Raw genomic sequence first — 24,209 nt, 5'->3', positions numbered from 1 at the left:
CCGCCTGCCGTCGTGTCGCGGTGGGGAGGGCGGCGAGACATGAACCCGGACGAGAACCGCGCCCCGGACGCAGACGCCCCGCCGGTCTCGCTGGTGGAGCGGCAGGCGTCGACGGTCGACGACGAGGTCGCAACGGGGAATCAGCGCGTCTTCGTCGGGGCGCGGCACCGGGTCGTCGCGGTCGCCTGCGTGCTCTACAGCCTGTTCCACCTGTTCGTGATGAACGTCTATCCCCTGGAGACCTGGGCCTTCCGGCTCAGCCATGTCGGCGGGGGGCTGGTGCTGGGCTTCCTCATCTTCGGCGCGACCACGGTTCGGCCCCACGGCGCCCCCGCGCGCGGCGCGGCCTCGCTGGCGCTCCTGGCCGCGGCCTTCGCGGGGATCGCGTACGGCACGGTCGCGATCGGCGCGATCTGGATCAATGGCCGGGTCATGGGCGAGGCACTGCCGCCACGATGGGCGATGTCGAGCTTCGGCATCCCGCTCTTCCTCGGCTCCTGCGCCGCAATGCTGCATTCCTGGCTGTTTCCACGCCAGCGACGTGATCGCTTCGCGTTCGCGGACGTCCTGCTCGCCGTCGCGTCGGCCGCCGCGGTCGCCTACATCGTCTTCTTCGCCCGCCAGCTGCAGCTGCGCGCGGGGATGCCGATGGCGCTTCCCGGCGACATGTGGGCGGCGATCACGGGCGTCCTGCTGATCGTGGAGCTGACCCGGCGGCTGGCCGGGCTCGCGCTCGTTGTCATCGCCGGCGTCTTCGTCGGCTACGCCTTCCTCGGGCCGTGGCTGCCGGGCATCCTGCAGCATCGCGGCTACGACGCGAAGCGCTTCTTCACGTACATCTTCACCGACAACGGGATCCTCGGCGCGCCGATAGCGATATCGTCGACCTACATCATCCTCTTCGTCATCTTCGCAGCCTTCCTCCAGGCGAGCCGGGTCGGCGAGTATTTCGTCAACATGGCCTTCGCCGCCGCCGGCAGCCAGCGCGGCGGGCCCGCCAAGGTCGCGGTCTTCGCCTCGGGGCTGATGGGGATGATCAACGGCACCTCGGCGGGCAACGTCGTTGCGACCGGCTCGCTGACGATCCCGCTGATGAAGCGCGTGGGCTACAAGCCGCAGACCGCGGCCTCCGTTGAGGCCGCGGCGTCGTCCGGCGGTCAGATCATGCCCCCGATCATGGGGGCGGGCGCCTTCATCATGGCCGAGATCACCGGCATCCCCTATCTCGAGATCGTCTATGCCGCGATCATACCGGCGATCGTCTATTTCGTCTCGGTCTACTTCATGGTTGATCTCGCGGCGCAGAAGTACGGCATGAAGGGCCTGCCTCGGTCGGAACTGCCGCAATTGAACCGGCTGCTGCGGCAGATCTACCTGTTCACGCCGATCATCGTGCTGCTCTATGCGTTGTTCTCCGGCTACTCCGTCATTCGCGCGGGGACACTGGCCATGGCGACCGCTGCCGCCGTCTCGTGGCTCACGCCGCATCGCATGGGGCCGAAGCAGCTGTTCCTCGCTCTCGAGCTCGGGGCGCGGATGTCGCTGCAGCTCGTCGCCGTCTGCGCCACCGCCGGCATCATCGTCGGCGTCATCGCGCTGACGGGAATCGGCTCGCGCTTCTCGGCGGTGCTCCTCGGCCTGGCGGACCAGAGCCAGCTCCTCGCGCTGTTCTTCGCGATGTGCGTCTCGATCGTCCTCGGGATGGGAATGCCCACGACGGCGGCCTACGCCGTCGCGGCGAGCGTCATTGCGCCCGGAATCATCGCTCTCGGCGTCGAGCCGCTGACCGCGCATTTCTTCATCTTCTACTTCGCGGTCATGTCGGCCATCACGCCGCCGGTCGCGCTCGCGGCTTACGCGGGCGCCGCGCTCTCCGGCTCCGACCCGATGAAGACCAGCGTGGAGAGCTTCCGCATCGGGCTCGCGGCCTTCATCGTGCCCTACATGTTCTTCTACACCGATGCGATGCTGCTGCAGGGCCACTGGACCGAGATCCTGCACGTCGGCGTGACCGCGGTTCTCGGCGTCTATCTGCTGTGTTGCGCGGTGCAGGGATGGATGCGCGGACCGGTCCCCGCATGGCTGCGGATCGTGCTCGTCGGGGGCGCGCTGTGCATGATCGCCGGCGGCTGGCTCACCGATGCGATCGGTCTCGCGGCCCTGGGTCTCGCGTGGCTGGTCCAGAGCAGGTCGGTCGCGGCGGCGAATCTCGCGAAGGGACGAGCCGACTGAGCCCCCGCCGCGGCCGGCTCGGAGCCGCCGGCGTCGCGCCCGCCGCGCGACGGGAGCTTCGTCCCCACCGAGGAGCAGGCCGTCGCACTCCCGTCACCGGCGGCCGAACAGCTTCTCGATGTCCGGGAGGCTCAGCGAGACGAAGGTCGGGCGGCCGTGGTTGCACTGGCCGGACAGCGGCGTCGCCTCCATCTCGCGCAGCAGCGCGTCCATCTCCTCGGGCTTGAGGCGCCGCCCGGAGCGGATCGAGCCGTGGCAGGCCATGCGCGAGAGCAGCGCGTCGCGGCGGCGCGCCAGCAGGTCGGCGCCGGCGTGCCCGTCGCCGGCATCGTCGCTCTCGGCCAGCGCGTCGGCGAGGTCGCGCACCAGCGCGCGCACGTCGGGGCGCCCCAGCGCGGCGGGGGTCTCGCGCACGCACACCGCGCCCGTGCCGAAGCCCTCCAGCACGAGGCCGAGCGCCTCCAGTGCCGGCGCGGCGTCGGCGAGGCGGGCGGCGTCGTCGGGGTCGAGCTCGACGATCTCCGGCACGAGCAGCATCTGGCGCGCGATGCCGATCCCGTCTCCGCCGAGGCCCTCGCGCTCGCGCTTGAGCCGCTCGTAGACGAGCCGCTCGTGGGCCGCGTGCATGTCGACGAGGACGATGCCGTGGCGGGTCTGGGCGACGATGTAGGTCTCGTGCAGCTGCGCGCGGGCGGCCCCGAGGGGATGGTCCTCGGCAGAGGAGGCGCCGGGTGCCTCGGCTGCGGTGCGGGTGTCCGCCGAGGGCGCGAAGCCGAAGCCGGGCTGGGCATCGGCCCCGTAGCCGGCCTGGCCGGCCTCCGCGAACCCCTCCGGCGCCTGCCAGGAGCGGGCGAGCGGCTGCGGGCGCACGGGGCCCGGCGCATGGCGGGCGTAGGCGCTCGCGCCGGTATGCGTGCGCAGGGCCGCGAGCGCGTCGCCGCCGAGCGTCGTCGAGGCGCGGTGGCCGGCCCGGGCCAGCGCCTCGCGGATCGCCGAGACGACGAGCGCGCGCACGAGGCCGGGATCGCGGAAGCGCACCTCGGTCTTGCCCGGGTGGACGTTGACGTCGACCATGCGCGGGTCGCAGGCGATGAACAGCGCCAGCGCCGGGTGGCGGTCCGACGCCATCACGTCGGCGTAGGCGCCGCGCACGGCGCCGAGCAGCAGCTTGTCGCGCACCGGCCGGCCGTTGACCACGAAGTGGATCGCCTGGCCCGTGCCGCGGTGATAGGTCGGCAGGCCGACCAGCCCCGACAGCGAGAAGCCCTCGCGCGCGGCGTCCACCGGCGCGGCGTTCTCGGCGAAGTCGCGGCCGACGACGCGGGCGATGCGCCGCGCCAGCCCCTCGGGGCCGGGCGGCTCGGGCGGGCAGGTCAGAGCGCCGACGCCCTCGCCCGCGAGCGAGAAGCGGATCTGCGGATGCGCCACGGCGAGGCGCTTGACGACCTCGGAGACGGCCAGCGCCTCGGCGCGATCCGACTTCAGGAACTTCAGCCGCGCCGGCGTCGCCGCGAACAGCTCGGCCACCTCGATCCGGGTGCCCGGCCGCGCCGGCGCCGGACGGATCGGTCCCTTGCGCCCGGCCTCGACCAGGAGCGCGAGCCCGGCCTCGGCGTCGCGGGTGCGGGTCGTGATCGACAGCCGGCTGACCGCGCCGATCGAGGGCAGCGCCTCGCCGCGAAATCCCAGGGTGGCGATGGCGCCGAGATCGCCGTCGGGCAGCTTCGACGTGGCGTGGCGCTCCACCGCGAGCGCGAGGTCGGCCTCGTTCATGCCCCGCCCGTCGTCGACGACGCGGATCAGCCGGCGCCCGCCGGCCTCGATCTCCACCGAGATCGCCGCGGCGCCGGCGTCGACGGCGTTCTCGACGAGCTCCTTCACGGCGGCTGCGGGCCGCTCCACCCCCTCGCCCGCGGCGATGCGGTCGACGAGGATCGGGTCGAGCCGGCGCACCGCCGCGGGCTGCGCGCGCTCGGGATGGGCGGTCGGGTCGGCGGTGCGGGCGTCGGCGACGGTCATGGCGTGATTCGGGCCTCGGCGCAGAGTGTAGGGCGGCGAACGGGGCGCGGGAAAGGCCGCCCGCGCGCTCGTCCACTTGTCCCGCCCCTTGTCCCGCCAATTGTCCCGCGCGATATCGCCGCGCATCCTTCTCCCGGCGCGTCGCGTTTTCCCGCGGTGCGGAGGAGCGACATGCGCGAGACGGGTGACGAGGGCGGCAGCGACGAGAAAGGGGCCGGCGGGACGCGAGCCGGTGGGGAACGGGGCCTCTCGCGCTGGATGCGGGCCTACCTGCCCGAGCTCGTCTACGGCGCCAACGACGGCGTGGTGACGACGCTCGCGGTGGTCTCCGGCGTCACCGGCGCGCAGCTCTCGACCAACGTCATCCTCATCCTGGGCTTCGCCAATCTCCTCGCCGACGGGGTCTCGATGGGGGCGAGCAACGTGCTCTCCGAGCGCTCGACGCCGAACGAGGCCGAGCGCCCGTCCCTGCGCGAGGCCTCCCGCAACGGGCTCGCGACCTTCGGCGGCTTCCTCGTGGCCGGGCTCGTGCCGCTGCTGGCCTACCTGCTGCCGCTGCCGGGCGGCTCGGCCTTCGCCTGGGCCTGCGGCCTGTCCGCGCTGACGCTGTTCGGCGTCGGCGCCGGGCGGGCGCTGTTCTCGGACCGCGCCTGGCTGCAGGCGGGCCTCGAGATGCTCGCCATCGGCGCCGCGGCGGGATCGGTGGCCTACGGCGTCGGGCTGCTGGGGCGGGCGATCACCGGCGGCGCGGGGTGAGGCGCGGGCACGACGACTGTGACGGCGTCCCGATGATCCGCCAACGCCGTGATCGCGGCGCGCGAGGACGGCTCCGGGCAAGCCGTGCCGTCCTCCTCCAGGCCCGCGAGATGCAGCGCGAGCGCCTCGGCGGCCATGGCCTCGGCCTCGTCGAGGGTCCGTCCCGCGGAGATGCAGCCGGGCAGATCGGGAAAGGAGACGCCGAAGTCGCTCGTGTCGTCCTTGTGGATCAGGCCGATATATGCGCGCATGCCTTCCCCTCCGTCCCGACCGGCGTCCGATGCGTGTCGCCCCTCTGCACCGCTACCAAGCCGCGCGATAGATCGCCAGCGCATCCGCGCGTCCCACCTCCCGCGGATTGTTGACGAGGAGCCGCGTCTGCCCCATCGCGTCGTCGGCGAGGAGGTCGAGGGCGTCTTCGGGGACGCCGACGTCGCGCAGGCGCCGCGCGAGGCCGATCTCGGCGCAGAGCGTCTCGAGCCTGGCGATGAAGGCCCCGGCGTCCGCCGGGCAATCGGGGAAGGTACAGGGGCCGAGCGCGGCGTAGGCGGCCTCGGCGGCGGGCAGGTTGAAGCGCATCACCTGCGTGAGGACGAGCGCGTTCGAGAGGCCGTGCGGGATGCCGAAGCGGCCGCCGAGCGGGTAGGCCAGCGCGTGCACGGCGGCGACGGGAGAGTTGGCGAAGGCCTGGCCCGCCAGCATCGAGCCGAGCAGCATCGCCCCGCGCGCCGCGCCGTCCGCGCCGTCGCGGCAGGCGTCCGCGATCGCGCCGCCGAGGAGCCGCAGCGCCTCGCGGGCCAGCGCCTTGGAGACCGGGTTGGCGTTCGGCGAGGCGGAGGTGAAGGCCTCGATGGCGTGGACCATGGCGTCGACCCCCGTCGCCGCCGTGACCGGGGCGGGGAGACCGAGCGTCAGGTCCGGATCGAGCAGCGCGACGTCGGGCAGGAGGAGGGGGGAGACGACGCCCATCTTGGTGTGGGCACCGGTGGTGACGATCGAGATCGGCGTCACCTCCGAGCCGGTGCCGGCCGTGGTGGGCGCGAGCAGCAGCGGCAGCCGCGGGCCGGCGGCCTTGCCGACGCCGTAGGCGTCCGCCAGCGGCTCTCCCGATCCCGCCAGCAGCGCCGCGAGCTTGGCGACGTCGAGGGACGAGCCGCCGCCGAGCCCGACGATCCCCGTCGCGTCGTGCGCACGGGCCGCTGCGGCGGCGGCCTCGACGATCGCCTCCGGCGGGTCGGCGACGACGTCCGTGAACAGCGCCACGGCGCTCCCCGCCGCCTCCAGCGCCGCGATCGCCGGCGCGACCAGCCCGGCCGCGACGAGCCCCGCATCGCTGACGACGAGCACGCGCGGCCCGAGCCGGTCGGCGGCGAGCGCTCCGATCCGGGCGATCGCGCCCGCGCCGAAGACGATGGACGGGGTCGTGGCGAAGACGAAGGGGGTCGTGATGGGCGGCATGGCGTCGTGCTCCTCGTGCGCGGAGCGTGCCCGCGGCGCGCGGCCGGCGCAAGCGCCCGCCGATTTCCCGCGGGAGAGGACGGCGACGCCGTTCTCTCCCGTCGTCGAACGGCCCCACCGCCCGTGCTGCGCACGGGGACGCGAGGACGGCTTTCCGCCCGGGGAGGTGTCAGCCCAGGCGGTCCGCCACGAGCGTGCGCAGGGACCGGACGTCCGCGACGAAGCCGCGGATTCCCTCGGCGAGCTTCTCGGTCGCCATCGCGTCCTCGTTCAACGCGAGGCGGAAGCCCGGCTCGTCGAGCCGCATGCGCGCCGGCGCCTCGCCGATCGTGTCCGGCGACAGGCGCCGGGGGAGGTCGCCCTCGTCGGCGGCCAGCGCCTCGAGCAGCGCGGGCGAGATGGTGAGGCGGTCGCAGCCGGCGAGCGCCTCGATCTCCCCGGCGTTGCGGAAGGAGGCGCCCATCACCACGGTGCCGATGCTGTGGGCCTTGTAGTAGGCGTAGATGCGCCGCACCGAGAGGACGCCCGGATCGGTCTCGGCCTCGTAGGGGCCGCCGCCGGCCTTGACGTGCCAGTCGAGGATGCGCCCGACGAAGGGCGAGATCAGGAACACGCCCGCATCCGCGCAGGCCGCCGCCTGCACGAGCGAGAACAGGAGCGTGAGGTTGCAGTCGATCCCCTCGCCCTGGAGGATCTCGGCGGCGCGGATGCCCTCCCAGGTCGCGGCGAGCTTGATCAGCACCTTCTCGCGGGGGACGCCGCGGGCGGCGTAGTCGGCGATCAGGGCCCGCGCCTTGGCGACGCTCGCGGCGGTGTCGAAGGAGAGGTCGGCGTCGACCTCCGTCGAGACGCGGCCCGGCACGATGCCGGCGAGCTCGGTGCCGAAGGAGACCGCGAGCCGGTCGCAGACGCCTGCGACCACCGCCTCGCGGGCCCCGCCCTGCGCACGGCCCCAGGCCAGCGCCTCCTCGACGATGTGGGCGTAGGCGGGGTCCTTCACCGCCTTGAAGAGGAGGGTCGGGTTCGTCGTGCAGTCCTGCGGCGCCAGGCGGCGGACCGCCTCGATGTCGCCCGTATCGGCGACGACCACCGTCATGTCGCGCAGCCGCGCGAGCTTCGAGGCCATGATCTCACTCCGGGTCGCGCCGTCGGGGGCGGCGTCGGTTCGCTGGAGGGCTTGTAGCGCCTCGTGCCCGGCTCGCGCAACGCCCCGGTGGCGCCGGTCTCAGGGGCTGACGGGCGGCGCGCGCCAGGGCTCGGCCCGCAGCCAGGGGCCGCCGATCGGCGTCTCGACGACGACGTGGACGACCTCCCCCGCCGCCCAGTCGGGCAGGGTGAGGACGTGGGACAGGACGCCCGTCGCATCGATCTGCGTGCGCTCGAAGAAGAGGGGGGCGTCGGCCCGAGCGCCGGCGCCGATCAGCGCCGAGGCGCCCGGCGGCAGGCCCCGTGCGAACAGGCGCACGCGCGCGTCGAGCGGCCCGGCGAAGGGAAGGATGCGCAGGGGGGCGACGCCCGGCGTCTCGCCGGCGGGGGCGGACGGCGCCGGTGCCGCGTCGGCGTCGGCTCCGCTCTCCCCGGTCCCCCCGCCGGGGATGGCCATTGTCGTGCCGAGCGGCAGGATGTCGGGATCGCGGATCTGCGGGTTCGCCTCGAGCAGCGCCTCGGGCGTGACGCCGCAGCGCCGCGCGACGTTGGTGAGCGTGTCGCCGACGGCGACGACGCGCTCGGCCCCGCAGCCGCCGCCGTCCTGCTGGGCCGACGCGGGCAGCAGCGACCCGCCGAGGAGGAAGGCGAGCGCCGCGAGCGCGATACGCGGCGCGGGGGAGGAGCGATGAGGAACGCCGGCCATGCGCGCAAACGGCGCACGAGCGCGGACCGTTCCGGCGCCCGCCCGCGCGGTCTCCACCGCGGCCACCCGCACGGCCGCCGCCCCGGGCTCCCCCACGAGCGCGGCGCCGACCCGGCTCGCGGCATCCGCGGGCTTGCGCGAGGCCGGCGGCTGCGCTTCAAGGACCGTCATGGACATCCTCGTCATCGGCGCCGGCATCGTCGGCCTCGCCATCGCCCGTTCCCTCTCCCGTCGCGGCCACGCCGTCGTCGTCGCCGAGCGCACGGCCGGCATCGGCGGCGGCATCTCCTCGCGCAACAGCGAGGTCGTCCACGCCGGCTTGTACTATCCCACGGGCTCGCTCAAGGCACGCCATTGCGTCGCAGGCCGCCGGATGCTCTACGCCTACTGCGCCGAGCGCGGCGTGCCGGCCCGCCGCCTCGGCAAGCTCGTCGTGGCGACGAGCGAGGCCGAGATCGGCAAGCTCGAGGCGATCCGCGCACAGGGCGAGGCGAACGACGTCGAGGAGCTGGCGCTGATTCCGGGCGAGGCGGCCCGCGCCATGGAGCCGGCGCTCGCCTGCACCGCGGCGCTCCATTCGCCCCAGACCGGCATCGTCGACAGCCACGCCCTGATGCTCGCCCTCCAGGGCGAGATGGAGGACAACGGCGGCGCTCTGGCGCTGGCGACCCCGATCGAGCGGCTCGCCTTCCGCGACGGCGCCTGGGAGGTGACGGTCGCCGGCGAGGCGCACCGCTTCGACGCCGTCGTCAACGCCGCCGCGCTCGGCGCGCAGGCGATCGCCCGGGCGACGGAGGGCTATCCCGAGGCGGCGATCCCGCCCCTTCGCCTCGCCAAGGGCACCTATTTCGCCTGCGCCGGCCGCCCCGCCTTCGGGCGGCTGATCTATCCCGCCCCCGTCGACGGCGGGCTCGGCGTGCATCTCACCCTCGATCTCGCCGGGCGCATGCGCTTCGGCCCGGACGTCGAATGGATCGAGGCGGAGGACTACGACGTCGACCCGATGCGCTCGGAGAGCTTCTACGCCGCCATCCGCCGCTACTGGCCCGCCCTGCCCGACGGGGCGCTGACCGCGGACTATTGCGGCATCCGCCCCAAGCTCTCCGGCCCCGGCGAGCCGGCGGCGGACTTCGTCGTCGCCGACGAGACCGCCCACGGCCTGCCGCGGCACGTCGCGCTCTTCGGCATCGAGAGCCCGGGGCTCACCTCCGCGCTGTCTCTGGGCGAGGCGGTGGCGGACGCGCTCGCGACGGGATGAAGCGCGCGTTTCGCGCCGTTCCGGTAACGCCGCATTAACCCTGAGCGCGTTCCTTCGACGAGAGCACCCTCGACGGGGGAAGAGGTGACCGACGCGCCCGATCGCTGGCGACTGACGGGGCTCGCCTTGCGCGAAGCCGGGCGCGCGCTGCGCGCCGAGACCGCGAGCCTCTTCGGGCTCGGCGGCCTGCGCGCACGCACGCCCCGTCGGCTGGTGATCGTGCCGCCCGACATGCGCACCTGCGACGCCACCATCGCCGACGACATCTACGCCGGCTACTTCGTCTTCGGCGGGCGCACGCTCGCCACGGGGGGGCGATCGCCCTTCGCGCTGGAGCCGCCGTCCGAGGGCTGGGCGGACATCCTGCACGGCTTCTCCTGGCTGCGGCACCTGCGCGCCGCCGACACGGCGCTCGCCCGCGCCAACGCCCGCGCGCTCGTCGACGAGTACCTGCGCGAGTCGCACGGGCCGGCGCTGCGCAAGCCGTCGGTGGCCGCGCGCCGGGCGATCTCCTTCCTCAGCCAGTCGCCGCTGATCGTCGAGGGTGCCGATCACGCCTTCTACCAGCGCTTCCTGCGCGGGCTCGCCCGCGATCTCTCGATCTGCGCCCGCGCCGCGCGCGCCGCGCCGCGGCCGATCGTGCGGCTCCAGGCGGCGATCGCGCTCGCCTATGCCGGCCTGTGCTGCGAGGGCTGCGAGACGCTCGGGCGCGGCGCGACGAAGGTGCTCGCCCGCGAGCTCGACCGGCAGGTCCTCGCCGACGGCGGCCATGTCGGGCGCAACCCGCGTACCGTGCTCGACCTCCTGCTCGATCTCCTGCCCCTGAAGCAGGTCTACCTCGCCCGCGGCGTCGACCCGCCCGAGGCGCTGATCCGTGCGATCGACCGCATGCCGCCGATGCTGCGGCTCCTGCGCCACGGCGACGGGACGCTCAGCCACTTCAACGGCACCGGCTCGACCCCGGTCGATCACCTCACGACGCTGCTGTTCTACGACGAGGGGCGCGCCAGCCCGCTGCAGCGGGGCCTGATCTCCGGCTACGAGCGGCTGCAGGCGGGCGGGCTCGTCCTCGTCGCCGACGTCGGCGCGCCCCCGCCGCCCTTCGTCGCGCACGAGGCGGCGGCGGGCTGCCTCTCCTTCGAGCTGACGTCCGGCGAGGCGCGCCTCGTCGTCAATCTCGGCGCCCCCCGCGAGCGTGCCGACCCGCTGGCGCGGGCGGCGCGGGACACCGCCGCGCATGCGACGATCACCCTCGACCGGGCGTCCTGCGGGCGCTTCACGAGCGACGCGCGCGGCCTCGCGCGGCTGCCCGCTGCCTTCCTCGAGCGGCGCTTCGGCACCCTCCTCGTCGACGGCCCCGGCGAGGTCCAGGTGAAGCGGCCGGAGCCGCTCGTGCTCGAGGCCCGCCACGACGGCTATGCCGCGGCGTTCGGCCTCGTGCACGAGCGCCGGCTCGCGCTCTCGGGGGCGGGGGACGGGCTTTCGGGCGAGGATCGGCTCGTCCCCGTGGCCGCGGGTGCGGCCGGCGCGCCGGCGGCGCTGCGATTCCATCTGCATCCGAGCGTGCGCGCGCGCCTGACCCAGGGCGGCCGGGTCGTGCTGCTCGGGCTCTCCAACGGCGAGACCTGGCAGTTCGTGCTTGAGACGGACGCGGCGGGCGCCGCCACCGCGAAGACGGGACGGCTCGAGGCGCGCCTCGACGAGAGCCTCTACCTGTCGGCCACCGACGGCGCCCGGAAGTCCTGCCAGATCGTCGTCGCCTTCGACACGGCCGCGGTCGGCGCGCTCGCCTGGCGCTTCGAGCGGCTCACCCGCGCCTGAGGCCGCTCACTCCGCGGCTGTCGCCGTGCTGCGCCGGGGCTTGAGCAGGTCGAGCGGGCTGATCCGCAGGAGCGTGATGCGGTTCCTCGTCTTGCGCAGCACCTGGAAGCGGAAGCCGTGGAAGGTGAAGGCCTGGCCGGTCTCGGGGATGAGCTGCGCCTCGTGGATGACGAGGCCGGCGATCGTGGTCGCCTCCTCGTCGGGCAGGGTCCAGTCCATCACGCGGTTGAGGTCGCGGATCGGCACCGAGCCGTCGACGTTGACCGAGCCGTCGACCTGCACGCGCACGCCCGAGACCGCGATGTCGTGCTCGTCCTTGATGTCGCCGACGATCTCCTCGATGATGTCTTCCAGCGTCACCAGCCCCTGCACCTCGCCGTACTCGTCGACGACGAGGGCGAAGTGGGTCTTCTTCGTCAGGAAGGCGCGCAGCTGGTCGCGCAGGGACGTGCGGTCGGGCACGAACCAGGGCTCGAGCGCGATCGCGTCGATGTCGAGCCGCGCCGCCTCGCCGCCCACCGCGTCCAGCGCCCGCAAGAGGTCCTTGGCGTGCAGGATGCCGACGATGTTCTCGTGGCGGCCGCGCCAGAGCGGCAGGCGGGTGTGGGGCGAGGTCAGGACCTCGCGCACGATCGCGTCCGGGGGCAGGTCGGCGTCGATCATGCGCATGCGCGTGCGGTGGACCATCACGTCCTCCACCGCGAGCTCGCGCAGGTCGAGGAGGCCGCCGAGCATGTCGCGCTCGGCCTTGGCGACGCCGCCCTCCTTGTGCAGCAGGTCGACCTGGCCGCGCAGCTCCTCGGTGGCGGAAAGCACGTTCGTGTCCTCGCCGAGCTTCAGGCCGAACAGGCTCACCAGCCCGCGGATGAAGGCCTCGATGGCGAGCGTGATCGGGCCGAAGAGGGCGACGATCCAGGAGATCGGCTTGGCGACGATCAGCGCCACCTTGTCGGGATAGTTGATCGCCACCGTCTTCGGCAGGATCTCGGAGAACACGATCACGAACACCGAGACGACGATCGTGGCGTAGACGATGCCGACCTCGCCGAAGATCGAGAGCAGGATGCCCGTCGTGAGCGAGGCGGCCAGCGTGTTGACGACGTTGTTGCCGATGAGGATGCCGCCGATCAGCCGCTCGCGGGCCGTGAGCAGGCGGTTGACGAGCGTCGCCCGCCTGTCGCCCCCCTTCTCCAGCGCGTGCATGCGCGCGCGCGAGGACGCGGTGAGCGCCGTCTCCGATCCGGAGAAGAAGCCCGAGAAGACGAAGCAGGCGAGTACCGCCAGGATCGAGACCCAGATCGAGCCGTCCATGTTTCTCCTCGTGATGTCCCTCGCGCGTCAGCGCGGTGCGGGCGCCGCGCCCGCGCATTCACGCGCGAGGAAGGTGCGCACCGCCGCGACGTCGACGCCCTTCGCGACGAAGCTCGCGCCGATGCCGCGCGCGAGGATGAAGGTCAATTGCCCGGCGACGACCTTCTTGTCCTGCGCCATGGCGTCGAGCAGGCGCTCGGGGTCGGGCGCGAGGCCCGCGAACCCTCCCAATGTGGTCGGCAGCCCGCTCCCCGCAAGATGGCGCGCGACCCGCTCGGCGTCGGCGGGGGCGCACAGGCCGAGATCCGCCGAGAAGCGGAAGGCGAGGGCGAGGCCCGCGGCCACCGCCTCGCCGTGGACGAGGATCGCGGGGTCGTAGCGCGCGAGGCGCTCGAGCGCGTGGGCGAAGGTGTGGCCGAGGTTGAGCAGCGCCCGGTCGCCCTCCTCGCGCTCGTCGCGGGCGACGATCGCCGCCTTGGAGCGGCAGGAATGGGCGACGGCCCGCTCGCGCTCCGGGCCGCCGGCGAGGACGGCGGCGCCGTTCGCCTCGCACCAGGCGAAGAAGTCGGGGTCGTCGATGAGGCCGTACTTGACCACCTCCGCATAGCCCGCCCGCAGCTCGCGTGCGGGAAGCGTGTCGAGGAGCGCGGTGTCGGCGAGGACGAGGCTCGGCTGGTGGAAGGCGCCCACCAGATTCTTGCCGTGGGCGGAATTGATGCCGGTCTTGCCGCCCACGGAGGAATCGACCTGGGCCAGCAGCGTGGTGGGCACCTGCACGAAGCGCACGCCGCGCCGCACGATCGCGGCCGCGAAGCCGGCGAGGTCGCCGACGACGCCGCCGCCGAGCGCGAGGACGAGGTCGCCGCGCTCGATGCGCGAGGCGAGGATGGCGTCACAGACCCGCGCCAGCGTGGCGTAGCTCTTCGAACCCTCGCCGGCGGGTACGGTGATGGCCTCGCAGCGCAGCCCCGCCTCCTCCAGCCGCGCGCGCACGGCCTCGCCGTGGAGGTCGGCCACCGTGTCGTCGGTGACGAGGGCGACGGCGCGCGCGCCGAGCGCGGCCGCGCGGGCGCCCGCCTCGGCGGACACGCCCCGGCCGATCAGGATGTCGTAGGACCGGTCCCCGAGCGCGACGCGGACGGTCCCGCGCGAAGGCGAGGCCGTGGGCGCAGCGGCGGGCGCATCGATGGTGGCGCTCACGGCGCGTCTCCCGTTTCCGTCGCGAGGTGCGCCTCGAGCGCCGCGACGACGGCCTCGACCACCTCCTCGTGGGCGCCGTCGTGGCTCTCCACCACGACGTCCGCCGTGGCGTAGACCGGATAGCGCCGTTCCATCAAGGCGCGCATCGTGCCTTCCGGGTCGGCGTTCTGCAGGAGCGGGCGGGTGGAACGCTTGCGCACCCGCCGCATCAGGGTGTCGAGATCCGCCTTGAGCCAGACGGAGACGCCGCTCGCGGCCACCGCGCGTCGCGTCGCGTCGTCCATGAAGGCGCCACCGCCGGTGGCGAGCACGATTCGTCCTTCGCGCAGGAGGCGGTCGATCACGCGCCGCTCGCCGTCGCGGAAATGCGCCTCGCCGTAGATCTCGAAGATGTCGGGGATCGACATGCCGGCGGCTTCCTCGATCTCCGTGTCGGCGTCGCGGAAGGGCAGGCCGAGCCGCATCGCGAGCCGCCGCCCGACCGTGCTCTTGCCGGCGCCCATCAGGCCGACGAGCACCAGCGGCCGCCCCGACAGCGCCGCGCGCACGCGCTCCTCGCGCGGCGTCGCTCCGGAAGCCGCCACGGGTGCGGCCACGGGTGCCGCCACGGGAGCGGCCTCGCCCCCCGCCGCATCCCCCTCGTCCTGGTCACGCCGCGCAGCCATGGCGGATTGGATAGCATCGCGGGGGGCGGCTGTCATGCGGGCGGATGGGAGGGGGCGGGAGCAGGGTGCGGGAGGCAGAAGCTCCGGCGAGGTCGATACCGCGCGCTGCGGCGCGCCGATGATCCGCTCTCTTCCTCGTTCAGGGATAGGAACTCTGCTGCCAGTTGCGCGATCTGGTGAACGCAGGGGTCGCGGCCATCGCATGCAACCGTCGTCAGAGCGGTTCCAACGTCTTCATGGCTCGCGAAATCAGCTCACGCATGAATCGCTCGTAGGGTAAGCCCCTCTTGGCGGCTTCCGCCTTGAGCTGGTCGAGCTCCCGCCTCGGCAGGCGCAACTCCACCGACGCCTCGGACGAACCGAACTCGTGTGCGACGGGCTCCATGAGGGTCCAGTCGTACTCGCTCAGGTCCGCTTCGGCGACGAACCGCTCAGCGGCCTCGTCGCTCGGGAGGGACGGCCAGGGCTTCCTTTGCTCGCTCATAGGCCTCTACCTCCTTCTGGTGCATGTACCGTGCGCTCACCGGGCGGACGAGCAAGCGGTCGCCCAGGTCGCGATAGGTGAAGACGAGGAACACGTGCCGGCCATCGGCCGTCCGGCCCGCTGTTCGGAAACGTGGCTCTCCGGGGAACGGGTCCGGAATCCGGAACTCGATGCTCGCCAACACATGCTCGATCTCGGCTCGTGCGACACCGTGCTTTCCGCACTTGGGCCAGTTTCCCGCATCCCAGTCGACGCCGTCGATCCGGATCGCCATCATACACCTCGTCCTCGGCGAACGGCAACGTGGCGGTCCTCCCTCGACAGCCTCACCGTCCCACCAGCCCCCGCGCCACGATCAGCCGCATGATCTCGTTCGTCCCCTCCAGGATCTGGTGCACCCTGAGGTCCCGCACGATCTTCTCGATGCCGTAGTCGGCGAGGTAGCCGTAGCCGCCGTGGATCTGGAGCGCCTCGTTGGCGATCTCGAAGCCGCGGTCGGTGGCGACGCGCTTGGCCATGGCGCACAGCTTGCCGGCGTCGGGCGCGCCCGCGTCGAGGGCGGCGGCGGCCCGCCAGAGGAAGCTGCGCGCGGCCTCGAGCTCGGTCGCCATGTCGGCGAGCTTGAACTGCAGCGCCTGGAAGTCGGCCAAGGCCTTGCCGAAGGCCCGGCGCTCGCGGGCGTAGGCCAGCGACTTCTCCAGCGCCGCGTCGGCGCCGCCGAGCGAGCAGGCGCCGATGTTGAGCCGCCCGCCGTCGAGGCCGGCCATGGCGATCCTGAAGCCCGTGCCCTCGTCCGAGAGGCGGTTCTCGACGGGCACGCGGGCGCCCTCGAGGATCACCTGGCGCGTGGGCTGGGCGTTCCAGCCCATCTTGCGCTCGTTGGCGCCGAAGGAGAGGCCGGGCGTGTCCTTCTCGATCACCAGCGTCGAGATGCCCCCGGCGCCCTCCTCGCCCGTTCGCACCATCGTCACGTAGAGGTCGGACACGCCGGCGCCGGAAATGAACTGCTTCACGCCGTCCACCACGTAGTGGTCGCCGTCGCGGCGGGCGCGGGTCTTCAGAGCGGCGGCGTCCGAGCCGGCGCCGGGCTCGGTGAGGCAGTAGCTGGCGAGGCTCTCCATCATCACGAGCCCGGGCAGCCAGCGCCGGCGCTGGGCGTCCGAGCCCCAGCGGTCGATCATCCAGGCGGACATGTTGTGGATCGAGATGTAGGCGGAGACGGTCGGGCAGCCGGTGGCGAGCGCCTCGAAGATCAGGGCCGCCTCGAGCCGCCCGAGCCCCGACCCGCCGACGTCCTCGGCGATGTACACCCCGCCCATGCCGAGCTCGGCGGCCTCGCGCATCACGTCGACGGGGAAATGCTTCTCCTCGTCCCAGCGCACGGCGTCCGGCGCGAGCTTCTCGGCGGCGAAGGCGCGGGCCATGTCGCGGATGGCGACGTGGTCCTCGGAGAGGGCGAAGGGGGTCATGACCGGGCCTCGATGACGCGTTCGGGGCCGCGGAGGCTATCAGGTCGCGCGCCCGCGCTCCAGACGGCGGGCGCCGTCCGCGGGTGTCAGCGGTGGACGCCGAGCATGGCGCCGAGCCCGCCGTCGATGGGGATCGTCGCGCCGGTGATGTAGGCCGCAGGCGGCGTCATCAGGAAGGCGGCGAGCCCGGCGACCTCCTCGGGCCGGCAGAAGCGACCCGCCGGGATCTGCTTCTCCATGCTCTCGCGGTAGGGAGCGTAGGGCGCGAGCATCTCGGTGTCGACGAAGCCCGGCGCGATCACGTTCACCGTCACGCCCCGCTTCGCCGTCTCCATGGCGAGCGTGCGGGCGTAGGCGGCGAGCGCGCCCTTGGTGGCGGCATAGGCGGCATTGCCGGCGTTCGCCTGGGTCGCCGCGACCGAGCCGATGGCGACGATGCGCCCGGCGCGGGCGCGCAGCATCGGCCGCATGAGCGCCTTGCACAGCCGCGCGAAGGCGAAGAAGTTCACCTGCATCGCGGCTTCCGCCTTGTCCTGCGCCATCATGGCGGCGAGCGCGTCGTAGCTCTGCCCCGCATTGTGGACGAAGCCGAGATAGCTCTCGCTCTCCACCATCCCGCAGAAGGCCTCCACCGCGTCCTTGTCGGCGAGGTCGAGGGGGCGCGGCTCGATCACGGAGCCCGGGCTCGCCGCGGCGACCTCGTCGGCGAGCGCCCGCGCCTGGTCCGCGGAGGAGCGGTAGGTGAACACGACGTCGTGCCCCTGCGCCGCCATGGCGCGCACGATCGCCGCCCCCACGCCCCTGGCGCCGCCGGTGACGAGAATGCGGGTGCGGTCGGTCATCGTGCGCTCCGTCGTTCGCTTTCGGTCGCCCGCCCCCGGGGACGGTGGCGGGCCGCGTCAGCCCGGCTCGGCCGAGAGGACGAGGCAGGTGTTCTGGCCGCCGAAGCCGAACGAGTTCGACAGGACGCAGCCCACTTTCGCCTCGCGCGCGACGTTCGGCACCACGTCGAGGGGAATTGCCGGGTCCGGCACATGGTAGTTGATGGTCGGCGGGATCACGCCCTCGCGGATCGTCATCAGCGAGACCACCGCCTCCACCGCGCCCGCGGCGGTGAGCGTGTGGCCGATCATCGACTTGTTGGACGAGATCGGCACGGACCGCATCCGCTCGCCGACGACGGCCATGAGGCCCATGGCCTCCATCTTGTCGTTCTCCGGCGTGCCGGTGCCGTGGGCGTTGACGTAGTCGATCGCCTCGGGGCCGATGCCCGCGTCCTCCAGCGCCGCCGCGATGGCGGCGACGATGGGGGCGCCGTCGGGCGAGGAGCGGGTGCGGTGGAAGCCGTCGCCCTTCTCGCCGGCGCCGATGACGTAGCCGAGGATCTCCGCCCCGCGGGCATGCGCGTGCTCCGCGCTCTCGAGCACGAGGGCTGCGGCACCCTCGCCCATGACGAAGCCGTCGCGGTTCTTGGAGAAGGGCTTGGCCGCCTCCTCCGGCACGGCGTTCTGGGTCGATAGCGCCGAGAGCAGCGAGAAGCGGATCAGCGCCTCGGCGTGGACCGAGCCGTCCGTTCCGATGCACAGCGCGGCCGGTGCCTCGCCGCGGCGGATGGCCTCGACGCCGAGCTGGATCGCGGTCGCGCCCGACGAGCACGCCGTCGAGAGCGAGATCGGCGAGCCCTTCGTGCCGAAGCGCTCGGCGAGGTGATCGGCCACGGTGCCGAACAGGAAGAGGTCGTGCCACTCAGCGAAGGCCCCGGTCTCCGCCGCCGCCAGGAGATCGGCATAGGTGACGTCGCCCGCCTGGCCGGACGCCTCGGCGAGCGCGCGGCGCTGGGGCCACTCGATCTCGACGGGGGGCACGGCGACGAACAGCGCGCCCGGGAAGTCGCCCGCGGGCAGGCCCGACTGCGCCACGGCCTCGGTCGCGGCCGTCGTCGCGAGGCGCTCGGAGAGCTTGGGCGCGCAGAAGTCCTCCGCGCCCTCGAAGTCGACGGTGCCGGCGATCGTGGTGCGCAGCCCCTCGACGGGGAAGCGGGTGATGCGGTGGATGCCCGACCGCCCGGCGGTGAGCGCCGCCCAGTTCGCCGCCTTGCCCTCGCCCAGCGAGGTGATCACCCCCATGCCGGTGACGGCGACGAGGGGGCGCCCGAAACGGTCTGTGAAGCGCGGCTGGGCCATGGCTCGTCCCTTGGGGTCGTTCGTCCGGCTCACGCCGCGCGCAGCCGGACGAGGCCGGCGCCGCGCTGGTGGCCGATGCTGGTGACGGCGGCCTCGCGCGCCTCGCCGGCGGCGATCAGGCCCGCGGCGAGGGCGACGCCGGCGGGGGCGTGGGCCTCCATCAGGTGGCCGACGAGATCCTGCGTGACGATCGGCGTCGCACCGGGCGCGCGCGCCGCGAGGACCGCGCGCTCCGCGTCGTCCCGTGCGGGAAGCCCGAGCGCGCCGGAGACGATGCGGGCGTCGGCGCCCGTCCCGGTCTCGTCGAAGAGACGGCCGAGCGTCTCGGCGAGGGCGCCCTCGCCGCGCCCGGTGCGCGCCGAGCCGACCGCCGCGATCTCGGCGAGGATCCGTGCGCCACGCGCCCGTGCATGCGCCCGCGCCTCGAGCACGAGGAAGGCGCCGCCGGAGCCCAGCACGAAGCCGGGCGCCGTCCGGTCCGCCAGCGCCGCCGGCGGGCCGGCATAGGCGAGCCGGCCGAGCGCGTAGGCGAGGATGGAATCGGCGCGCTCGGCGTTGAACGAGCCGCCGACCAGGAACACGTCCGTTTGCCCGGAGGCGATGCGCGCGTGCGCGATGCGGATGGCGTCGACCCCGGCCTGCTCCTCGCCCATGAAGGTGCGCGAGGCGCCCGTCACACCGTGGACGATGGCGATGTTGCCGGCGAGCAGGTTCGAGAGCTGCGCCAGGAACAGGGTCGGGCGCACGTCCGACATCAAGCGCTCGTTGAGCAGCACGTCGGGGGCCGCGTGCGTGCGCATGGCGGTCAGCACCTGTCCGTCGACGTCCCAGTCGCGCTCGCCCCCGCCGGCGGCGACGATGACGTGGGTGCGCGCCTTCAGCTCCGCGTCGTCCTTCATCCCGGCCGAGTCGAGCGCGGCGCCGGCGGCGTAGACGCCGAGCCGCTGCCAGGGCTCCATCTGGCGCTGGTCGGACTTCTTGGGGATCTGCGTCGAGAGCTCGAGCGCCGGCGCCGGGCGCACGGGGTAGGGCGCGAACCGCCCGGTCTCCCAGGGCCCCGCCCGGGAGACGCCGGCGGGCCCGCCGGCGAGGGCTGCGAGATGCGCCTCGACGCCCTCGCCCACGCAGGAGACGAGGCCGATGCCGGTGACGACGACGTCGCGGTCGTCGCAATCCTGGCGATCCTCGGGTCTCTCGCTCATGCGGCGTGCTCCGTCAGGCCGATGCGGTCGGCCTGGGCGCGCATCTGGTCGTCGAGGCCGGGCGGGAAGGGCATGATCCGGAACCGCAGCTCGGCATCGCAGATCGGCTTGCCGGCGACCCCGATCTTCGCCTTCGTGCCGACGTAGCCCGAGCCCTCGTGGACGAGCTGCGCCTCGATGTCGAGAACGGCGTCGGGCTCGACGAAGGTGCGAAAGCGCGCCTTGTCGACCGCCATCAGGAACGGCATGTGCGTGTAGCCCATCAGCGCCAGCACCAGGTAGCCGGAGGCCTGCGCCATGGTCTCGGTGAGCAGCACGCCGGGCACGAGCGGGTGGCCGGGGAAGTGGCCCTCGAAGACCGGGCTCTCCCGCGGCACGACGGAGCGTACGGCGATCCGCTTCGCAGCGCGGTCGAGCGACACGACCCTGTCGATCATCTCGAAATATTCGAGCCGCATGCGCTCGCCGATCCTGCTGGGGCGCGCCTCTCGGGCCGCGGCGGTCAGGCCGCACCCTTGGCGGCGACGAGCTCGTCGATGCGCGCGACGAGGTTCTTCATGACGAAGTATTCCTCCGCCGGCGCCTTGCCCTCGTTGACCTCCTGCGTCCACTGCTCGAGCGGCAGCTTGATGCCGAAGGCCTTGTCGATGGCGAAGGCGATGTCGAGGAAGGCGAGCGAATCGATGCCCAGATCGTCGATGGCGTGGCTCTCCGGCGTGATCTCCTCGCGCGGGATGTCGGCCGTATCGGCGATGATGTCGGCGACTTTGTCGAAGGTGGTGGACATCGCGACGCTTCTGCTCCTGGCGACGCCCCGAAGGGGAGCGTCCGTGTTGTGTCGTGCGTGGTTCTGCGCGCACGCGCGCGGCGGCCGGCCTCGCGCAGGAGGGGCTCGTCGAAGCGCCTCCCATACACGCAAGGTGCGCGCCCGGCAACACTCGAGGCCGGTCGAGGAACCCGCCGCCGCCGCGCACCCGTCCCGCGGCGATGCGCCCCGGCTTCCCCCGGGCGCGCGGGATCGCTATCTGCGGGGTACGAGGAGGCGCCGATGAGCGACGTCGTGTTCGATCGCGGGCTCGCCCGCACCCGCCTCGCCCGCGTGCGGGCGGCCGGCGGCCATGCCGACTTCCTGGTCGCCCGGGCGGCGGAGGACATGGAGGACCGGCTCGCCGCCGTGCTGCGGGAGTTTCCCGCGTGCGTCGATCTCGGCACGCCGACGCCGCACGTCGCGCGGATGCTGGCCCGGCGCTCCGGCACCCGCCGCGTGGTGCGCCTCGCGCCGCTTCCGGAGGCCGGCGCGATCGTCGCGGACGAGGAGGCGCTGCCGCTCGCGCCGGGCTCGGTGAACCTCGTCGCCTCGGCGCTGTCGCTCCAGGGCGTGAACGACCTCCCCGGCACGCTGATCCAGGCACGCCGCGCGCTCGCGCCCGACGGGCTGCTCCTCGCCTGCCTCCTGGGGGGCTCGACGCTGTTCGAGCTGCGCCAGAGCTTCGCCGCGGCGGAGGCCGAGACCACCGGGGGCGTGTCGCCGCGCGTCGCGCCCTTCGCCGACGTGCGCGATCTCGGTGCGCTGCTCCAGCGTGCCGGCTTCGCGCTGCCGGTGGTGGACGCCGATCCGCTCGTCGTGCGCTACGACGACGTGTTCGGCCTCCTGCGCGACCTGCGCGCCATGGGGCTCACCAACGTCCTCGCCGAGCGTCGCCGCGCGCCCCTCTCCCGCGCGACGCTCGGGCGCCTCGCGGAGAACTACGCCGCGCGCTGGGCCGATCCGGACGGGCGGGTGCGCGCGACCTTCGAGCTCGTCTGGCTCACTGGCTGGGCGCCGCACGAGAGCCAGCAGAAGCCGCTGCGCCCGGGCTCCGCCGCGATGCGGCTCGCCGACGCGCTCGGCACGCGGGAGATCCCGGCGGGGGAGAAGGCGACGCCGGGCTGAGCGTGCTCAATCCTGCGGCTGCCGCTCCAGCAGCCGCGCCAGGGCGACACGGATGTCCTCCCCCGAGAACGGCTTGCGCAGGACCGGCGCGTCGGGATGAGCGCCCATGAGCCCGGCCTTGCCGTACCCGGTCGCGAAGACGAAGGGGATGCCGCGCTCCGCGAGCCGGTCGGCGATCGGGATGGACCGCTCGCCGGCGAGGTTGACGTCGAGGACGGCGAGATCGACGGGCTCGCCGTCCAAGGCCGTCAGCCCGGCTCCCAGCCGATACGCCGGGCCGACCACGTCGTAGCCCAGCTCTTGGAGGGTGTCCTCGATCATCATCGCCACGAGGACCTCGTCCTCGACGACGAGGACGCGCCGGCGTCGGCGGTCGTCCATGCGTCATCCTTCGGCTCGCGCCCCGACGGCGTGCAGGGGCACGTCGACAATGCAGACCAGCCCCTCGGGTTCATAACTCAGCGTGGCCTCTCCCTGCAGCTCGGCCGCCAGGCCGGCCTCGATGAGCCGCGAGCCGAAGCCGCGGCCGGCCGGCGGCGCTACCGCGGGACCGCCGCGTTCTTCCCAGCGCAGGCGCAGCCGCGCGCCGTCGCCGGGGCCCTCGCCCGCGGAGACACGCCATGCGACGTGGACGCTCCCGGTCCGGGTCGACAATGCACCGTACTTCACGGCGTTCGTCGCCAGCTCGTGGAGCGCGATCGCGACCGCGGCGCGGGGCGCGAGGCGCACCGCGGGACCGTCGATCCGCACCCTGTCCCCGTCGTTGTCCGGCTCGAAGGGGCCGAGCGAGGCCTGCACGATCCGGTCGAGGTCCGCGCCCTCCCAGCTCTCCGCCGTCAGGACGTCGTGCGCCGCCGCCAGCGCCCGCAGCCGGTCGGAGAAGGCGTTGCGTTCCGCCTCCGGCCCCGCGACGCCGCGGAAGCTCTGCGAGGCGATCGCCTGCACCGTGGCCAGCGTGTTCTTCACCCGGTGGTTGAGCTCGTCCATCAGGAGCCGCTGGTGGAGCTGCGCCCGTGTCAGCTGCGTCACGTCGATGAAGGTGACGACGACGCCCTCGGTGCGCAGATCGCCGTCGCGGTAGGGCGCCAGCCGCACGAGGAAGTGCGCCTCGTCGTCGGTGCGCTCGGCCTTCAGAGGACCCGCGTGCCGCCGTCGGCCGTGAACCAGCGCTCGCGGCGCGCCTCGTCGACGCCCTCGATCAGCGTCGCCGGGTAGCGCGCCGCCCGCGCGACCGCGAGCGCGTGCTCGTCGATGTCGGTCGCGAAGATCTGCACGCGGGGCACGGTGGCGAGCCGCTCCATCTGCTCGCGCATCAGGATGGCGATCGAGTAGACCTCCTCGCCGGTGGCGCAGCCGGGCACCCAGACCCTCACGGTGTCGTCGGCCCCGCGTCCCGCGAAGAGCGCGGGGATCACCTCGCGCTCCAGCGCCTCGAAGGACTCCGTGTCGCGAAAGAAGGCGGTCACGTTGATGAGCAGGTCGCGGAAGAGGGCCGTGACCTCCTCGGGCGTCGCGCGCAGGCGGTCCACGTAGGCTCCGATCTCCTCGAGCCCGGTCACCTGCATGCGGCGATGCACGCGGCGCAGGAAGGTCTTGGTCTTACGTGGACGGTGTTCGGCTCGATCCGCGCACCGTCGGTGGCGAGCCGCACGTCCATGGCGGTGTAGCGGCGCACGATCTCGTGGAGATGGCTCTCGCGCTCCGGGTTGAGATGGGTGACGATGACGATGGCGAGCCCGGGCGCATCGGGCATGCCGGAGAAGAAGCCCTCCAGCGCCTCGACGCCCCCCGCGGAGGCTCCGACGCCGACGATCGGGAATCGGGGTCTGCAGTCGTCGTCCGTCATCCGGCCGTCCGATGTCGATGTCATGGTCACCCACGTAATGGCGCGACGTCCTCGGGCGCAAGGGGTCGCATCTCCATTACGAACGCGCCCCCGGGGCGTTCCGCCGGGCATTTCCGCAGGTGCGTCGCGCGACATGCGGCGCTAGGCTCGCCGCGACACCGATTCCGGCAGCCTGCGAGGAGACCCCGATGAAGGAGCCCGGCCCCGACCATCCCATCACCATCGTGCCGCACGGCAGGCGTGTGCGCGTCGTCCTCGGCGGCGCCATCGTCGCGGAGACGGACGCCGCGCTGCGGCTCGAGGAGAGCGTCTACCCGCCGGTCTTCTACGTCCCGCGCGCGGACGTGGCGATGGACCTGCTCGAGCCCTCGCCCAGGCGCACGCATTGCCCCTACAAGGGCGAGGCGAGCTATTTCGCCGTCTCCGGCCACGGCAAGGAGATGAAGGACGCCGCCTGGTCCTACGAGAGCCCCTTCCCCGCCGTCGCGCCGATCGCCGGCCACGTCGCCTTCGAGCGCGC

The 24,209-nt window shown here is 73.3% G+C and carries 25 protein-coding genes and 1 pseudogene; 6 read left to right on the top strand and 20 right to left on the bottom strand.

Features of this window, described 5'->3' with window-relative positions:
- The first annotated feature begins 39 nt into the window (after positions 1 to 39).
- Positions 40 to 2,232: a TRAP transporter permease gene (locus tag G407_RS0106625; RefSeq protein WP_029030178.1), complete on the top strand. Its 2,193-nt coding sequence runs from the start codon at positions 40 to 42 to the stop codon at positions 2,230 to 2,232.
- 93 nt (positions 2,233 to 2,325) lie between these two features.
- Here the strand turns inward: G407_RS0106625 and mutL are convergent, their stop codons facing one another.
- Positions 2,326 to 4,251, bottom strand: a complete 1,926-nt coding sequence (mutL, locus tag G407_RS0106620) for a DNA mismatch repair endonuclease MutL (RefSeq protein ID WP_043539145.1) — start codon at positions 4,249 to 4,251, stop codon at positions 2,326 to 2,328.
- A gap of 171 nt (positions 4,252 to 4,422) precedes the next feature.
- On the opposite strand from mutL, the gene G407_RS0106615 reads away from it, so the two are divergent.
- Positions 4,423 to 5,007: a VIT1/CCC1 transporter family protein gene (locus G407_RS0106615; RefSeq protein WP_052341045.1), complete on the top strand. Its 585-nt coding sequence runs from the start codon at positions 4,423 to 4,425 to the stop codon at positions 5,005 to 5,007.
- Here G407_RS0106615 and G407_RS26175 read toward each other — a convergent pair.
- From G407_RS26175 to G407_RS0106595, 4 genes are all read right to left on the bottom strand, one after another.
- Positions 4,959 to 5,258 carry a type II toxin-antitoxin system HicB family antitoxin gene (locus tag G407_RS26175; RefSeq protein WP_052341044.1) on the bottom strand — a complete coding sequence of 100 codons (300 nt, stop codon included), beginning with the start codon at positions 5,256 to 5,258 and terminating at the stop codon, positions 4,959 to 4,961. The two genes, G407_RS0106615 and G407_RS26175, sit on opposite strands and share 49 nt — an antisense overlap.
- A 52-nt stretch (positions 5,259 to 5,310) precedes the next feature.
- A complete protein-coding gene (locus G407_RS0106605; protein ID WP_043539143.1) occupies positions 5,311 to 6,465 on the bottom strand; it encodes an iron-containing alcohol dehydrogenase in 1,155 nt (384 codons plus the stop codon).
- 169 nt (positions 6,466 to 6,634) lie between these two features.
- Complete coding sequence (tal, locus tag G407_RS0106600; RefSeq protein WP_029030174.1) at positions 6,635 to 7,591, bottom strand: transaldolase; 957 nt, start codon at positions 7,589 to 7,591, stop codon at positions 6,635 to 6,637.
- A gap of 99 nt (positions 7,592 to 7,690) precedes the next feature.
- Entirely contained in the window at positions 7,691 to 8,488 is a 798-nt protein-coding gene (locus tag G407_RS0106595) for a LysM peptidoglycan-binding domain-containing protein (protein ID WP_029030173.1), read from the bottom strand.
- Between G407_RS0106595 and G407_RS0106590 the strand changes: the two genes are divergently transcribed.
- Both G407_RS0106590 and G407_RS0106585 read left to right on the top strand, forming a co-directional pair.
- Positions 8,487 to 9,575 (top strand): NAD(P)/FAD-dependent oxidoreductase, encoded by a 1,089-nt coding sequence (locus G407_RS0106590; protein WP_029030172.1) that lies wholly within the window; start codon positions 8,487 to 8,489, stop codon positions 9,573 to 9,575. The genes G407_RS0106595 and G407_RS0106590 overlap by 2 nt on opposite strands.
- 84 nt (positions 9,576 to 9,659) lie before the next feature.
- Positions 9,660 to 11,396, top strand: coding sequence for a heparinase II/III family protein (locus G407_RS0106585; protein WP_029030171.1), 1,737 nt, complete (start codon positions 9,660 to 9,662; stop codon positions 11,394 to 11,396).
- Positions 11,397 to 11,402: 6 nt separating this feature from the next.
- Here G407_RS0106585 and G407_RS26170 read toward each other — a convergent pair whose 3' ends face one another.
- The 11 genes from G407_RS26170 to G407_RS0106535 form a co-directional block, all read right to left on the bottom strand.
- Positions 11,403 to 12,707, bottom strand: a complete 1,305-nt coding sequence (locus G407_RS26170) for an HlyC/CorC family transporter (RefSeq protein WP_043539141.1) — start codon at positions 12,705 to 12,707, stop codon at positions 11,403 to 11,405.
- A gap of 27 nt (positions 12,708 to 12,734) precedes the next feature.
- Positions 12,735 to 13,907, bottom strand: a complete 1,173-nt coding sequence (aroB, locus tag G407_RS32020) for a 3-dehydroquinate synthase (RefSeq protein ID WP_245259032.1) — start codon at positions 13,905 to 13,907, stop codon at positions 12,735 to 12,737.
- The gene (locus G407_RS32015) at positions 13,904 to 14,515 is read right to left on the bottom strand and encodes a shikimate kinase (protein ID WP_245259031.1); all 612 of its coding nucleotides are present in this window, start codon (positions 14,513 to 14,515) and stop codon (positions 13,904 to 13,906) included. Before G407_RS32015 ends, aroB begins: the two co-directional genes overlap by 4 nt.
- A gap of 271 nt (positions 14,516 to 14,786) precedes the next feature.
- Positions 14,787 to 15,056: a CopG family antitoxin gene (locus G407_RS0106565; protein ID WP_029030169.1), complete on the bottom strand. Its 270-nt coding sequence runs from the start codon at positions 15,054 to 15,056 to the stop codon at positions 14,787 to 14,789.
- On the bottom strand, positions 15,004 to 15,333 hold the full coding sequence (locus tag G407_RS30950; protein WP_210163086.1) for a BrnT family toxin: 330 nt from the start codon (positions 15,331 to 15,333) through the stop codon (positions 15,004 to 15,006). Before G407_RS30950 ends, G407_RS0106565 begins: the two co-directional genes overlap by 53 nt.
- Positions 15,334 to 15,382: 49 nt before the next feature.
- Positions 15,383 to 16,525 carry an acyl-CoA dehydrogenase family protein gene (locus G407_RS0106560; RefSeq protein ID WP_029030168.1) on the bottom strand — a complete coding sequence of 381 codons (1,143 nt, stop codon included), beginning with the start codon at positions 16,523 to 16,525 and terminating at the stop codon, positions 15,383 to 15,385.
- Between the two features lie 86 nt (positions 16,526 to 16,611).
- Positions 16,612 to 17,367, bottom strand: coding sequence for an SDR family NAD(P)-dependent oxidoreductase (locus G407_RS0106555; protein ID WP_029030167.1), 756 nt, complete (start codon positions 17,365 to 17,367; stop codon positions 16,612 to 16,614).
- 57 nt (positions 17,368 to 17,424) lie between these two features.
- Positions 17,425 to 18,708 carry a beta-ketoacyl-ACP synthase gene (locus G407_RS0106550; protein WP_029030166.1) on the bottom strand — a complete coding sequence of 428 codons (1,284 nt, stop codon included), beginning with the start codon at positions 18,706 to 18,708 and terminating at the stop codon, positions 17,425 to 17,427.
- Between the two features lie 29 nt (positions 18,709 to 18,737).
- Positions 18,738 to 19,910 carry a beta-ketoacyl-ACP synthase gene (locus G407_RS0106545; RefSeq protein ID WP_052341043.1) on the bottom strand — a complete coding sequence of 391 codons (1,173 nt, stop codon included), beginning with the start codon at positions 19,908 to 19,910 and terminating at the stop codon, positions 18,738 to 18,740.
- On the bottom strand, positions 19,907 to 20,368 hold the full coding sequence (locus G407_RS0106540) for a 3-hydroxyacyl-ACP dehydratase FabZ family protein (protein WP_029030164.1): 462 nt from the start codon (positions 20,366 to 20,368) through the stop codon (positions 19,907 to 19,909). The genes G407_RS0106545 and G407_RS0106540 overlap by 4 nt, the downstream gene beginning before the upstream one ends.
- A gap of 44 nt (positions 20,369 to 20,412) precedes the next feature.
- Positions 20,413 to 20,697 (bottom strand): acyl carrier protein, encoded by a 285-nt coding sequence (locus tag G407_RS0106535; protein ID WP_029030163.1) that lies wholly within the window; start codon positions 20,695 to 20,697, stop codon positions 20,413 to 20,415.
- A gap of 261 nt (positions 20,698 to 20,958) precedes the next feature.
- Between G407_RS0106535 and G407_RS0106530 the strand changes: the two genes are divergently transcribed.
- Entirely contained in the window at positions 20,959 to 21,843 is an 885-nt protein-coding gene (locus tag G407_RS0106530) for a methyltransferase domain-containing protein (protein WP_029030162.1), read from the top strand.
- A gap of 6 nt (positions 21,844 to 21,849) precedes the next feature.
- On the opposite strand, the gene G407_RS0106525 is transcribed toward G407_RS0106530, so the two are convergent.
- The 4 genes and pseudogenes from G407_RS0106525 to G407_RS32265 all read right to left on the bottom strand — a co-directional run bounded on the left by G407_RS0106525 (position 21,850) and on the right by G407_RS32265 (position 23,689).
- Complete coding sequence (locus tag G407_RS0106525) at positions 21,850 to 22,224, bottom strand: response regulator (protein WP_029030161.1); 375 nt, start codon at positions 22,222 to 22,224, stop codon at positions 21,850 to 21,852.
- 3 nt (positions 22,225 to 22,227) lie between these two features.
- A pseudogene (locus G407_RS32275) lies at positions 22,228 to 23,040 on the bottom strand (sensor histidine kinase); the annotation flags it as partial.
- Positions 22,974 to 23,408, bottom strand: a complete 435-nt coding sequence (locus tag G407_RS32270) for a CheR family methyltransferase (RefSeq protein ID WP_029030160.1) — start codon at positions 23,406 to 23,408, stop codon at positions 22,974 to 22,976. The pseudogene G407_RS32275 and the gene G407_RS32270, both read right to left, overlap by 67 nt.
- Positions 23,399 to 23,689 (bottom strand): chemotaxis protein CheB, encoded by a 291-nt coding sequence (locus G407_RS32265; RefSeq protein WP_029030159.1) that lies wholly within the window; start codon positions 23,687 to 23,689, stop codon positions 23,399 to 23,401. The genes G407_RS32270 and G407_RS32265 overlap by 10 nt, the downstream gene beginning before the upstream one ends.
- 188 nt (positions 23,690 to 23,877) lie before the next feature.
- Here G407_RS32265 and G407_RS0106505 point away from each other — a divergent pair.
- A partial coding sequence (locus G407_RS0106505) for a DUF427 domain-containing protein (RefSeq protein WP_029030158.1) occupies positions 23,878 to 24,209 on the top strand: 332 nt, incomplete at its 3' end.

This window comes from Salinarimonas rosea DSM 21201, from assembly GCF_000429045.1.
Lineage (GTDB): Bacteria > Pseudomonadota > Alphaproteobacteria > Rhizobiales > Beijerinckiaceae > Salinarimonas > Salinarimonas rosea.
Note: the sequence above shows the minus strand (reverse complement) of the source record. Positions and strands in the feature narration are given on the sequence as shown.

Bases quoted from the DNA above. Each gene is read 5' to 3' on its own strand.
- G407_RS0106625 (WP_029030178.1), top strand. From the start codon at position 40: ATGAACCCGGACGAGAACCGCGCCCCGGACGCAGACGCCCCGCCGGTC.
- mutL (WP_043539145.1), bottom strand. From the start codon at position 4,251: ATGACCGTCGCCGACGCCCGCACCGCCGACCCGACCGCCCATCCCGAG.
- G407_RS0106615 (WP_052341045.1), top strand. From the start codon at position 4,423: ATGCGCGAGACGGGTGACGAGGGCGGCAGCGACGAGAAAGGGGCCGGC.
- G407_RS26175 (WP_052341044.1), bottom strand. From the start codon at position 5,258: ATGCGCGCATATATCGGCCTGATCCACAAGGACGACACGAGCGACTTC.
- G407_RS0106605 (WP_043539143.1), bottom strand. From the start codon at position 6,465: ATGCCGCCCATCACGACCCCCTTCGTCTTCGCCACGACCCCGTCCATC.
- tal (WP_029030174.1), bottom strand. From the start codon at position 7,591: ATGGCCTCGAAGCTCGCGCGGCTGCGCGACATGACGGTGGTCGTCGCC.
- G407_RS0106590 (WP_029030172.1), top strand. From the start codon at position 8,487: ATGGACATCCTCGTCATCGGCGCCGGCATCGTCGGCCTCGCCATCGCC.
- G407_RS0106595 (WP_029030173.1), bottom strand. From the start codon at position 8,488: ATGACGGTCCTTGAAGCGCAGCCGCCGGCCTCGCGCAAGCCCGCGGAT.
- G407_RS26170 (WP_043539141.1), bottom strand. From the start codon at position 12,707: ATGGACGGCTCGATCTGGGTCTCGATCCTGGCGGTACTCGCCTGCTTC.
- G407_RS0106565 (WP_029030169.1), bottom strand. From the start codon at position 15,056: ATGAGCGAGCAAAGGAAGCCCTGGCCGTCCCTCCCGAGCGACGAGGCC.
- G407_RS30950 (WP_210163086.1), bottom strand. From the start codon at position 15,333: ATGATGGCGATCCGGATCGACGGCGTCGACTGGGATGCGGGAAACTGG.
- G407_RS0106560 (WP_029030168.1), bottom strand. From the start codon at position 16,525: ATGACCCCCTTCGCCCTCTCCGAGGACCACGTCGCCATCCGCGACATG.
- G407_RS0106555 (WP_029030167.1), bottom strand. From the start codon at position 17,367: ATGACCGACCGCACCCGCATTCTCGTCACCGGCGGCGCCAGGGGCGTG.
- G407_RS0106550 (WP_029030166.1), bottom strand. From the start codon at position 18,708: ATGGCCCAGCCGCGCTTCACAGACCGTTTCGGGCGCCCCCTCGTCGCC.
- G407_RS0106545 (WP_052341043.1), bottom strand. From the start codon at position 19,910: ATGAGCGAGAGACCCGAGGATCGCCAGGATTGCGACGACCGCGACGTC.
- G407_RS0106540 (WP_029030164.1), bottom strand. From the start codon at position 20,368: ATGCGGCTCGAATATTTCGAGATGATCGACAGGGTCGTGTCGCTCGAC.
- G407_RS0106535 (WP_029030163.1), bottom strand. From the start codon at position 20,697: ATGTCCACCACCTTCGACAAAGTCGCCGACATCATCGCCGATACGGCC.
- G407_RS0106530 (WP_029030162.1), top strand. From the start codon at position 20,959: ATGAGCGACGTCGTGTTCGATCGCGGGCTCGCCCGCACCCGCCTCGCC.
- G407_RS0106525 (WP_029030161.1), bottom strand. From the start codon at position 22,224: ATGGACGACCGCCGACGCCGGCGCGTCCTCGTCGTCGAGGACGAGGTC.
- G407_RS32270 (WP_029030160.1), bottom strand. From the start codon at position 23,408: ATGCAGGTGACCGGGCTCGAGGAGATCGGAGCCTACGTGGACCGCCTG.
- G407_RS32265 (WP_029030159.1), bottom strand. From the start codon at position 23,689: ATGACGGACGACGACTGCAGACCCCGATTCCCGATCGTCGGCGTCGGA.